General features: G+C 47.8%; 6 protein-coding genes. All 6 read right to left on the reverse strand.

What is annotated here, in order from left to right; genetic code table 11:
- Window positions 1–7: 7 nt before the first annotated feature.
- The 6 genes from FSB75_RS07045 to FSB75_RS07070 all read right to left on the reverse strand — a co-directional run bounded on the left by FSB75_RS07045 (window position 8) and on the right by FSB75_RS07070 (window position 11799).
- Entirely contained in the window at window positions 8–1171 is a 1164-nt protein-coding gene (locus FSB75_RS07045; protein WP_146784785.1) for a CaiB/BaiF CoA transferase family protein, read from the reverse strand.
- Window positions 1168–2316, reverse strand: a complete 1149-nt coding sequence (locus tag FSB75_RS07050; RefSeq protein WP_146784788.1) for a CaiB/BaiF CoA transferase family protein — start codon at window positions 2314–2316, stop codon at window positions 1168–1170. The genes FSB75_RS07045 and FSB75_RS07050 overlap by 4 nt, the downstream gene beginning before the upstream one ends.
- Window positions 2313–3479 carry an ABC transporter substrate-binding protein gene (locus FSB75_RS07055; RefSeq protein WP_146784791.1) on the reverse strand — a complete coding sequence of 389 codons (1167 nt, stop codon included), beginning with the start codon at window positions 3477–3479 and terminating at the stop codon, window positions 2313–2315. Before FSB75_RS07055 ends, FSB75_RS07050 begins: the two co-directional genes overlap by 4 nt.
- Before the next feature lie 60 nt (window positions 3480–3539).
- On the reverse strand, window positions 3540–5090 hold the full coding sequence (locus tag FSB75_RS07060) for a RagB/SusD family nutrient uptake outer membrane protein (RefSeq protein ID WP_146784794.1): 1551 nt from the start codon (window positions 5088–5090) through the stop codon (window positions 3540–3542).
- A 4-nt stretch (window positions 5091–5094) separates the two neighbouring features.
- Entirely contained in the window at window positions 5095–8235 is a 3141-nt protein-coding gene (locus FSB75_RS07065) for a SusC/RagA family TonB-linked outer membrane protein (RefSeq protein ID WP_172623085.1), read from the reverse strand.
- Between the two features lie 282 nt (window positions 8236–8517).
- Entirely contained in the window at window positions 8518–11799 is a 3282-nt protein-coding gene (locus tag FSB75_RS07070) for a glycoside hydrolase family 2 TIM barrel-domain containing protein (protein ID WP_146784800.1), read from the reverse strand.
- Between the last annotated feature and the right edge of the window lie 64 nt (window positions 11800–11863).

An 11863-nucleotide genomic window follows, 5' to 3' on the forward strand; every position in this document is an offset into this window, starting at 1 on the left:
ATAGAAATTAATTTTTTAAAACGACTTGCGACGGAAGGAACTCGGCCTCAATTTGCGCGTTGTGCTCACCCAGTTGCGGAGCGCCGACAGGAGAAACCAACAACTGTCCGTCCACCCGGATAGGACAACGCGTTGTTGTAATTTCAAGACCGTTGCTCGTCTTGACTTTCAACTCCATGTTCAACACTTTGTAGCCTTCTTCTTTCATCAACTCGTCATAGTTGAGCACTTGTGCGCACCAAATGTCGGCGGGTTGCAAAATGGACAACCACTGTTCGGTAGTGCCGGTTTTTAAGTGCTGCGCCAATTCCTTTTTTATCTCGTCGCGTTTGCTGAACCATTCTTTTTTATCGGTGAAGACTTTCAAGCCTTCGCATTTCAACAAATCAGCAAGGCGCAAGATATCACCCATCGCCAACGCAAGATAACCGTTTGCTGTTTTGTAAATGCCGTACGGCGCTGCAATGTAAGCGTGGCCGTTGTTTACGTTGCTGCGCACCGGCAGTTCATTGCCGTCGTTGTAAAAGCAGGTCAACACTTCAAATTGAAAATCCAACACGCTTTCCAGCATGCTTACTTGCACCAATGCGCCCTCGCCGGTAATTGTTTTCTGAAAAAGCGCAGCTAAAATGCCTTGCGCAATGTGTGTACCGGCAAGTATGTCGGCAACGGCAACGCCCATCGGCGTTGGCGTGTCGCTGTTGTTGTTGCTTAACCACGCAAGGCCCGAAACCGACTGCAAAAGCAAGTCCTGACCGGGTAAATCTCTCCAGGGCCCTTCGTTGCCATACCCGCTAATCTCCGCATACACCAACGATGGATTCAGTTCTTTCACCGTTTCGTATCCGAGGCCCAAACGCTCCATCACGCCGGGACGGAAATTGTGCAGCAGCACATCGGCGCTTTTTAAAAGCTCTTTGACGTTGTGCAAATCATCGGTGTCTTTTAAATCGGCCATGTAACTTTCCTTGTTGCGGTTGATGGCGTGAAAGATGGTTGACTCGCCTTCAATCATCACATCCGACACATACAGTTCGCGGCAAATGTCGCCCACGCCTCGGCGTTCAATTTTTATAACCCGTGCACCCATATCGGCCAGGCGCAAACCGGCAGACGGCCCGGAAAGAAACTGGCTGAAATCTATCACAACAATGTCCTCTAACAAATTCATGTCGTTACATTTAGAAGTTCGGCTTTAAGCCTTTCGGTGTGCTCGCCCAATTTTGGCGCGGGCCGTTTTGAAAACAACCGTTCGCCGTTGATGCGCACCGGGCAACGTGTAGTAACTATATTCTTTCCGTCAACGTTAATGGTTTGTTCCATCTGCAAAACCCGGTAGGCTTCCTGTGCTTTCATTTCGCGCCAGTTCAAAACCTGCATGGACCAGATGTCGTGCTGCTGCAATTTGCGCAACCAGTGGGAAGCGGAATGTTGTTTTAAAAATTGGGCAAGAAGTTCTTTGATCTCGTCACGGCGACTAAAGGCCTCTTCCTGCGAAAAATTGCGAAGCGGTGCACAGTCCAACGCGTTAGCGAGTTTTGCAAGAGGCACCATGGCAATGGCCAAAAAGCCATCGGTAATTTCAAAGATGCCATAGGGTGCACTGAGCAAGGGATGACCGTTGCTAAAGCGGCTTCGGCGCGGTTGCTCGCCGCTGGAATAATAAGTCGTGAGTAATTCAAATTGAAAGTCCAGTAAAGATTCCAGCAAGCTGACTTCAATCAAAGCGCCAACGCCTTTTTTCTGGCGGCGAATGAGGGCGGCCAAAATGCCCTGCACCAAATGCGCTCCACACAAAATATCCGCAATGGCAATGCCGAACGGAACCGGGTCATCGTTCTCGTTTCCGCTGGTGTAAACCAATCCCGAAAGAGATTGCAACAACAGGTCTTGACCGGGCTTGTCTTTCCACGGACCTTCTTTGCCGTAACCCGTTATTTCCGCGTAAATAATTTTTGGGTTGATAGCTTTTGCAGAAGCATAATCCAGCCCCACTTTTTCCATTACACCCGGACGGAAATTGTGCGTGACAACATCGGCTTCTTTAATAAGCCTTTTTATCCAAAGCAGATCATCCGGATTTTTTAAATCGGCCGCAAAGCTTTCTTTGTTGCGGTTGATGGTGTGAAAAAGTAAACTGCTTTCGTCGGCCCACATGTTCTTGATGGCCAACTGCCGACAGGCATCACCACCTTTTGGACGTTCAATTTTTATAACCCGTGCACCCATATCGGCCAGCCGCAAACCAGCGGATGGTCCCGATAAGTATTGACTGAATTCTAAAACTTTCAGTCCTTTTAATGGCAGGTGTTTCATGCAAAGGTTTTGTGAAGATGATGAGAAAGCGAACGACAGTACAATGCGTTCATGTCGCGCAAAACTTTTTCAGGATTGCCGCCGTGCAATAAAAATTGCTGCAAGGGTTCGCCGGCGTTGTCCTGAAAATGTAAATAACCGTTGTAACGCGGCCGCACGTATCCGCGCTGCAGAGCGGGAAAAGTGCTTTCAAAATAATCGTGGCAAAGACGGTTTGCGGCTTCGTCTTTCCATGCTGATAGATGTCCCGGCTGGCCGCCGTGCTCCACGTAAAAAGTGGATTGAATTTCGGGCGACACAATTTCTTTTGCAAACGCAACGGCAAGATCTGTGTGTTCACTGAAAGACGAAACGGCAATGCCCGTTCCGCCAATGGTTGTGCACAATTTTTCGCCGTTGAAGGAAACGACATCGGTGTAATGAAGCAAGTGCTTCGCGTAACCTTTCCGTGCATAATTTGAATAGCCGTATGCGAAAGGACAATACCAATAGTCGTCTTCTTTCGACATGACTTCCGCCACCGCGATGGGATTGCGGCCAAACATGCTCTTGTCGAGCAGCGAATAAAATTCCCGCATGGTGTCCAATGCTTTCAATCCCGTTGTCGCATCAACCACTTCTTCTTCGCTTTGAAAAGGCTCTGCGCCCTGTGCAATACAGAACGTGTAAAAGTTCATCAGCAAATCAATGGGAATGGCTGGTGCAGCCACCTTGCCTTCTTTTGCCAATGCAAGAACGTCATCCCAGGTTTGCGGCAGATTAACGCCGTGTTTTTGAAACAAGTCTTTGCGGTGTGACGCAACGGGTGTGGCGGCATCAATAGCCAAGGCCCATTGATGATTTTGATAAAAATAACTTTGGTGCGAAGCGCCGACGGAATTTGTGGCTTGCTCGTCTAAATAAGCTATAGGCAAATGTTCATCAAGCGGAAGTACGCAACGCAAAGCCGCAGCACAACCTACCCAGGGATGATCAATGATCAGCAGATCGTAATGCTTAGTTAGCAACTCAATGGGGTAATCGGCAAACTCCTGCAAGGTTCGTTTTTTCCAAACCACTTCCACGTTCGGGTGCAACTCACTAAACCGCTGGCTATAGGCCAGCAGCGGCGTAATGCCGCGGCTGTGTCCCCAGGTAATTCCGTTTAAAATAATTTTTGACATGGTGTTCTGCTTTGTGAGAGACTGCTTTTATGAACTTCAAAACAAGGGTAAAACAACAAATCAATACCCGGGGTTCTGCACCAGATACGGATTGTTGTCCAACTCGCTTTGTTGAAACGGCAACAGGTAATTGTTGGTGTTAAACACCAAAGGCTTGCCGGCCGGCGTTGACAATGTCGGTAACTTGATGTGCGCAATGTTCCAGCGCTTCAAGTCATTGTACCGCTGTCCTTCAAAGGCAAACTCCACTCTTCTTTCGTGACGGATGTAATCGCGAAGCTTTGCCTGCGTGTTGTATTTGGCCTGATCTACCGGTGGCATGTTGATGCCGGGCCTTGCACGCACCTGGTTAATTGCGTTATACACCGATGCATCAGGGCCACTGAGTTCATTCTTTGCTTCGGCATACATTAGCAACACATCGGCATAACGAAGATGAATGTAATCCTGATCCGTCTGCGTAGCGGTGGCGGTTGTAAACGGCGCTCTTGTCAAATCAACGTACTTCTCTACCAGGTAACCCGTAAACGATGTATAACTCCCAGCCCACACCACGTTTGTATTTGGATTTTTCCAGACTTCATTCGGCAACTTGATGGATAAATCAAGACGCGGGTCTCTGTTAGCATAAGGATTCGCCGGATTGTACAAAGGCGACTCGGTAATGGGTTTGCCATCGGTCATTTCGTAATCATTCACCAGATCCTGATACGGTTGCATGAGCGAATACCATCCCAATTCAATGTCCATTCCGGCGGCACCGGGACTTGTTCGCTGCGGGTTGGTGGTGGCCAGGTATTGTGTAGAGAACATGATCTCTGTATTGACAGAAGGTGTTGCCTGGCCCGCAGTTCTGAACAAAGCCGCATAATTGTTTGACAAGGCAAATTTTCCACCCGAAATAATTTGTTGAAGAATGGCTGCTGCGTCGGCCCATTTCTGCTCCGTCAGCAACACCCGTCCTTTCAAGCCTTGCGCACTTCCTTTTACCGCATGGCCGTTGTATTTAACATCCGGCAGATTGGCAATGGCAAAGTCAAGATCTTCTTCAATAAAAGCATACACCTGTTCTTTGGTGCTTTTGGGAATTTTGGCCGCTTCAAGCGTTGACGGAAAATTCCGGTAAATCACCACGCCGCCGTAAGCCTGCACCAAATCAAAATAAGCCAGTGCCCGAATAAAGCGGACTTCTGCTTTGTAAATGCTTTTCTGTGCGTCGGAAACCGGCGCTTTATCCACGTTGTCTAAAAAATAATTGCAAGAGGCAATGGCCCGGTAAGGCGTGCTGTAAAAATTTCCCAGGGCACCGGATAAAGAGGCCGACAGACTGCCGGTTGTCATCAGGCTAAAATTGGCCTGATTGGTATTGTCCCAAAGGAAGGCATTGTCGGTTAAGCCGTCCAAATACACTCTTTCGTAGCCAAGAAAATTTTGTTGCAAGCGGGAATAAACGCCGGCAAGTCCGCTTTGCACATCCGCATCCGAAGCCCAGAAAATATCCGTTGAAACACTGTCGGGCGGATTTTTATCAAGAATGTTTTTGCTGCACGAAATACCTGTTGCCAGCAAGCACAAAAAGAGCGCTGCAAGAAATTTATTTTTCGTCGTCATGCTTTTAGAATTTAACGTTTAAACCAACATTTAAAACGCGGGCTTGCGGATACTGCACGTAGTTGCCCGTGGTGCTGCTTCTTTCCGGATCGCTGCCTTCGTATTTCGTAATGGTAAACAAGTTCTCACCCGAAACGTAAATGCTTAAATCCCTGGCTTTTATTTTGGAGAAAATTGCTCTCGGAAACGTATAGGACAAGACCACGTTCTTCAAGCGCAAGTAAGAAGCATCCATTAAGTAATAAGTGGAACCAGCATAAGCGGCAACGCCTGTGTAACCGGCTACGTAAATGCCCGGCAAGGTGTTGCTACGGTTTTGCGGCGTCCACGCATCGCGCCACTTGGTTGTTGGCGCTGTGCCTTGCATAAACGGATCAACACCCCAATTGTTCACCCTGTTTTTTAAACCTTGAACGCCCTGAAAGAAAGCACTTATGCCAAAGCCTTTGTAATCGGCATTAAAGCCAAAGGAATAGATGTAATCAGGGTAAGCACCTTTCACCACCATGCGGTCGTTTGCGTCCACCACGCCGTCGCCGTTCATGTCTTTCATTTTTAAATCACCCGGCTTTGGATTGGGATTGAGTACGTGCTTTGGCACTTTTCCGGCGGCGGTATCTTCTACCTGGAAGATGCCGTCCCAGACGTACAAATAGTGCGAGCCATAAGGCAAGCCAACCTGGTTGATGCTGGTGCCGATGCTGGGTACTTTGATGTCAAGCACTTTATTATTGGCCGTAGAAATTTGTGCGTTCACACCGTAATGAAAAGCGCCGATTTGATTTTGATGCCGGAGTTCCAGTTCAATGCCTCTCGATTCCATTTTGCCGTTGTTAAACGTAGGGGAAGAAAGTCCCAAACTGGCAGGCACCGGTTGCGAAGCCAGAATATCAGAGGTGGTTTTTTTGAACCAGTCAAAGGTTAACCCAAACAATCCCCTACGCAGATCAAGATCCAAACCAAAATCAGCTATGCGGGTTGTTTCCCATTGCAGGCTTTGGTCTTTGTAAGAATTTAAAACCGCGGCCTGTGCCGGTGTGGTGTTGCCAAAGGGATAACTGACGCCGCTAACGGTGATAACATTCTGGTAAGCATAGTTTCCAATTTCCTGGTTGCCCAACGTGCCGTAAGAAGCACGCAGCTTCAGGTTGTTAAGGAAGGTTACGTTCTTGTTGAAAAAGTCTTCCTGCGACACAAGCCAGGCTCCCGAAACAGAGGGAAACACACCCCAGCGGTAATCGGGCGAAACCCTTGATGTTCCGTCATAACGAAGGTTCGCTTCGAGCAGGTATTTGTTTTTGTAAGCGTAATTAACCCGGCCAAAGAAAGATTGCAAGGCCCATTCGTAAGGCGCGGATAATCCCGGCAAACGCGGGTACGTGGCGTTAATGGCTTCACCCGTATTTGTATAACCGGCAAGTTCCGTCAACGCAGTTGATACGCCGTTTAATCTTCGGGCCCGCAAGGTTTGAAACTTGCTGTACACTTGTTCAAAACCAACGAGTGCCTTCACGTCGTGGTCTTTGGCAATTTTCGTTTCGTAGTTTGCTACCGAATAAATTGTTGGTGTAATGGTTTTTGAATACTGATCGGTTACGCCAAGGTAGTCCGGGCCAAAGAAGGCGCTGGAACCCGTTTGGTAATCGCCGGTTGCCGGATCTTTCTGCTGCAACAAATAAGCACTGTACGGATGCTGGTACATTTTGTAGTATTCATCAACATAGTTCAACGCCACTTTCGATGTCCAGGTCAATCCCTTCAGGATTTTAATATCAATGTAAGCTTGTCCGTTCAGGTTGTACTCTTTCGTGTTCTGCCACCCCATTGCAAGCATTTCCTGCGGGTTACGATTCCGGCCTTCCGCCTGGTAAGCTCTCGATACAATGCGGCCGCTGCCATCGGGCAAAAAAGGACCGTAAAGCGGACCCGCCGCATACACAGCCAACGCGAAGTTTTCGCTCGTAAAAGGCGGCTCCTGCCGGTCTTTGTACGTGAGGTTCATGGACGTTCCAATCGTAATACGGTCGTTGATTTGGCTCGTATAGTTAAACAACCCGTTGTACTTTTTGAAGCTGTAGCCGGGAAGCATGGCATCCTGGTTTAAATAGCTAAGCGACAGGTTAAAGGTGTTGCGCTCATTGCCACCTGATAAGGATATATTGTGGTTGCTTACAACGGCCGATTTAAAATAGTAATCAACGTAATCGAAGTTGGGATATGCGTTTTGATCTGTTGCATTTTTATACTTCGCTATTTCCGCAGAATCGTAGCGAAAAGCCACGCCACTGCGTGCTGCAGCCGCATTGTACAGCGTCATGTATTCGGCCGAATTGGTAATAAAATCCGGCATTGCCGTAGGCGTATATACGCCTACGTTTACACGATAGCTAACGGTGGTTTGTCCCTTGCGCCCTTTTTTTGTTGTAACGAGAATAACGCCGTTGGCGGCCCTTGAACCGTAAATGGCTGCGGAGGCGGCATCTTTCAACACACTGATGTTCTCGATGTCGTCGGGCGAAAGATTGTTGATAGAGCCTGTAACGCCGTCAATCAAAACAAGCGGTCCAGTGCTGCCGCCAAAGGTTGCACGTCCTCTAATCAAGAGGTTGGGATTATCTCTGCCAGGTTCACTTGAAGGCTGTGTAACCTGAAGTCCCGATACTCTCCCCTCGAGCAAATTGGCTGCGTTTGGCGCCGGACGTTGCGTTAAGGTTCCACCCGAAACGGTGCTGACCGAACCGGTAAGATTAATGCGGCGCTGCGTGCCGTAACCAACCACCACAACGTCATTCAGGGTATTGGCTGCGGCGGAAAGTTTAATGCGGTAAGATGTTCGCTGATCAACGGGCAGTTCTTGTGTTTCCATGCCCACGTAAGAGAAGACGAGAGTTTTAGCGCCAGACGGGAGCTCGAGCGAAAAGCTTCCGTCGGTTGCGGTAATGGTTGTCTTTGATGTACCTTTTGCCTGAACCGTAACGTTCGACAAAGGCTCACCGGCTTCGTTCGTAACAACACCCGAAACTCTTTGGGTTTGTTGCCACCATTTGTTGCCGGAAAATTTTTCGTTGCTCTTGAATTCAGGAGATGCAGCGGCGGGAAGGGCCATAAGAAGGCCGCCTCCTATAGCAAGCACAATTTGCTTCATAGCAGAACCGTATTTAAAAGTTGATGTAAAGGGTGCAGGTACCTGATAAATAATCATTACTAAATTAGGTTCCGAAGGGGGCGGCAACAATGGTATCTTTTCTCAAAAAGATGGATTATTTTACCACGACGTACATGCATTTGAAGCACTTTCGAAGTTGTAAGACTCGTTAGTACAAACGACCGTAAAAAATTTTATAGCGACAGAAAAAAGGAAGCGAGATTTTCCGCTTCCAGCGATATTATTCCTGCACGTTTGACGGTGCAAACATTGCAAAGGATTTCAGTAGTGAATCTTTTTTACCACAGAGGTCACAGCTTCTTTCTGCGAAGTGAACGGCGTTAAATAAAAACGATACGAGTAGTCCTTTGCAGGAATCTGGTATTTATCAAGCGGCGCAGCCACATCGCTCCAACTGTCGTTGCCGCCCACGCCCATTTGCACAAGGTCAACATTCAAGGTAAGATAGCCAGCGTCTTTTAATGCGTTGGTGTGTTTTGCGTTTTCAATGTTTTCTTCTGTGTATGGCCAGGCACTCATTGAAAGCAGGCTATCGGCAACAACCAATAACCCTTCGGCCTTTTTGTTTGCCAACAACATCCAACGCACGTCTGTTCTGTTGCCGTTCTCTTGCGGCACGGCATAAGGCTCCATGAATTCAAAAATATTTTTCGAGTAGATGGCCGCATCAAAACCGTACCTGCGGTCGATGTAATTCTCCATCGGCCCTTTGCCGTACCAGCTTATGTTGTCAAAGCTTCTTTCAATGCCGCCCTGCATGCCCACTTTTGGAATGTTGGGGAGACCGGGTTTGCACATCAATGTGTAATCAACTTTTATTACACCGTCGCCGTTGACGGAATACGTCACTTGCACGGAAGCACTGTCGTTTATCAACGAGTAATTACTTAAAATTTTTGCGATGCCTTTGTTTTCGAGAGAGGCCGCAACGCTTTTTAATTTCAGGCTTGACTCGTACCATTCGTGAAGCCTTTTGTTTGGCTTCCAACCACGGCGGTCGTTGTCGGTAAGCGGCCGTTTGAAGTGCGGCAAAAACGGCTGTGCAATTTGTTCCTTGCCTTTCCAATCGTAAGAAATCAGCGCACCGTTTGTTTTATCAAAGGCAACGGTAAAATGTTTTCCTGAAACGATGTAACGGTTAACCGTTTCTTTTAACGACAAGCCCGGATAAATTTTGTTCGATGCTTTTTGCACCGCCAAACCCGTTAAGGCAAATTGATTGGATGCGATTTCAAAGCCCCTGGCCGCCCAGACCTTGTCTTCCACCAGTGTAAAATGAATGTCCGCAAGATATTCGCCGCCGCTTTTCATTTCCGGCAGATAAGCCGCAATGCTGATGATTGTGTCTCTTCCTGCGGCAAGCGAAATTCGGGGTAACGTTTTGTTGACAACAACGTTTCCGTCTGCTCTCACAATCAGGTTCACGTTGTAATCGCCGAGATTTTTTACCGCATGACGATTGGTGATTTTAATGAGTCCCTTTGCCGCATCAACAAGTTCACATTGTGCGCCCTGAAAAATGCGCTTGCATTCATACATCGCAGCCTTCGGTCTTCCGTCGGAAGCAACAATTCCCTTGATGGTGAAGTTGTCGAAATACTTCTCGCCAAAATCGCCGCCGTAAGCATAGTATGCTGCGCCGCTGCTGTCGCGCTGCAAAATACCCTGGTCTTTAAACTCCCAAATCGCACCACCAATCACGCGGGGCGTTGAGCGAAATTCATCCCAAAACTCTTTCAGGTTTCCATTGGAGTTTCCCATTGCATGTGAGTACTCCACAAAAAAGATTGGACGATGATCACCGTTGGCCTGTGTAGCCAAAAGTTTAGGCGTAAAGATGCCGGGATACATGCGGCTCACGATGTCAACCCAAGGTTCATCTTGCGGATTTTGCAAACGATGCGAGTGATCGTTTGACTTTAAGTAACGCGGGTCCGATGGATCAATGTAACCTTCCAACCGTGGATTGCCCATCGCCGGTTCGTAATGCACCGGACGGGTAATGTCGAAGTCATGAATCCACGCCGACATGGCCGCATGATTGGGCCCTCTTCCCGCTTCGTTGCCCAAACTCCAGATGATGATGCTCGGATGATTTTTATCCCGCATGGCCATGCGTGTGATGCGATCCATATAAGCACCTGTCCACTGCGGGTCGTTGCTTAATTTTCCACCCAAACCGTGTGTTTCCAAGTTGGCTTCGTCAATCACGAGAATGCCGTATTCATCGCACAAATCATAGAGATAAGGGTCCATTGGATAGTGCGACGTGCGAATGCAATTGAAGTTAAAACGCTTAATGGTTTGCACGTCTTGCAAAATATCTTCACGACTTAACGCTTTGCCTTTTGTAGGAGAATGATCGGGGCGATTGACGCCGTATAAATAAGTTTGTTTTCCGTTGATGAGAAGCTTGCTGTTGTCCTTTGCAAATTCAATGCTGCGAAAACCAATCTTGCAACTCTTTGCTTCGAGCAAATTACCTGTACTGTCTTCAAGCGAAAGCACCAACGTATAAAGGTTCGGAATTTCATCGCTCCATTTATCGGGATTCTTCACCGTTGTTTCCAGCAAACCAAACTTCACGTTGTCGAGCCGCGGATAAATTTCGTTGATGATGCTTTCGGCGCTTCGTTCGAGTGGCTTTTGGAACACGGGTTGGTTGTTGCGATAGAGTTGCGCCTTCAGGTTATAGCCGTGAATTTCTTTGCCGGTAAAATTGTCAATGCGCGGACGAATGCTCAACACTGCGTCTTTGTATTCTTTGTCAAGCTTCGTTTGATAAAAGAAATCGGCGATGCGAACTTTTGGTTCTGCGAGCAACATTACTTCACGATGAATGCCACCCAGTCGCCAAGTGTCCTGGTCTTCCAAAAAACTGCCGTCGCTCCAGCGAATGACCCACACCGACAAAACGTTTTCACCCGCTTGCAGGTAAGGCGTAATGTTGAATTCTGTCGAATTAAAACTGTCTTCACCATAGCCTACAAACTTTCCATTAAGCCACACCTTGAAGCCTGTGCCAACGCCGCCAAAATGCAAAGTAATGTTCATGGCTTTCCACGCAGCAGGAATTGTAAACGTGCGTTGATAACAACCGGTGCCGTTGTAATCGTGCGGCACATACGGTGGATTCACCGGCCGGAAAGGATAAACCGCGCCTTTGTAAATCGGCTTGTCGTAGCCTTTCATCTCCCAGTTGCTCGGCACTTCAATCTTCTTCCATCCCTGTACGCGGCTTTTGTAAAAATCTTTCGGTGCATCATCGGGTTTTAAGGCAAAAGAAAAATCCCATTCACCGTTCAACGACATCATGCGTGATTGCGAACGATTGCCTTTTAACGCTTCGTCAATTGTTGCAAAAGAATAGGCCGTTGCTCTTGACGGTTCACGATTGATGCCGCTAACCGATGGATCTTCCCAGGGTTCACGGTCGTAAACGGTTGGTACAACCGGAACAGCCGCCGGTGTTTTATCAACCAATTGCGCTTTCAAAGACGACAGAAAAACGAGTAAAAAAAATATCGTGAAACAGTGCTTCATTTTCGAGTTTAATTTTTATGTACCGGGCTTTTTTTTTTCATGGCATCGGCTGTTGCGTCGCACT

It is taken from the genome of Flavisolibacter ginsenosidimutans, from assembly GCF_007970805.1.
Classification (GTDB): Bacteria; Bacteroidota; Bacteroidia; order Chitinophagales; family Chitinophagaceae; genus Flavisolibacter; species Flavisolibacter ginsenosidimutans.

Bases quoted from the DNA above. Each gene is read 5' to 3' on its own strand.
- FSB75_RS07045 (WP_146784785.1), bottom strand. From the start codon at position 1,171: ATGAATTTGTTAGAGGACATTGTTGTGATAGATTTCAGCCAGTTTCTT.
- FSB75_RS07050 (WP_146784788.1), bottom strand. From the start codon at position 2,316: ATGAAACACCTGCCATTAAAAGGACTGAAAGTTTTAGAATTCAGTCAA.
- FSB75_RS07055 (WP_146784791.1), bottom strand. From the start codon at position 3,479: ATGTCAAAAATTATTTTAAACGGAATTACCTGGGGACACAGCCGCGGC.
- FSB75_RS07060 (WP_146784794.1), bottom strand. From the start codon at position 5,090: ATGACGACGAAAAATAAATTTCTTGCAGCGCTCTTTTTGTGCTTGCTG.
- FSB75_RS07065 (WP_172623085.1), bottom strand. From the start codon at position 8,235: ATGAAGCAAATTGTGCTTGCTATAGGAGGCGGCCTTCTTATGGCCCTT.
- FSB75_RS07070 (WP_146784800.1), bottom strand. From the start codon at position 11,799: ATGAAGCACTGTTTCACGATATTTTTTTTACTCGTTTTTCTGTCGTCT.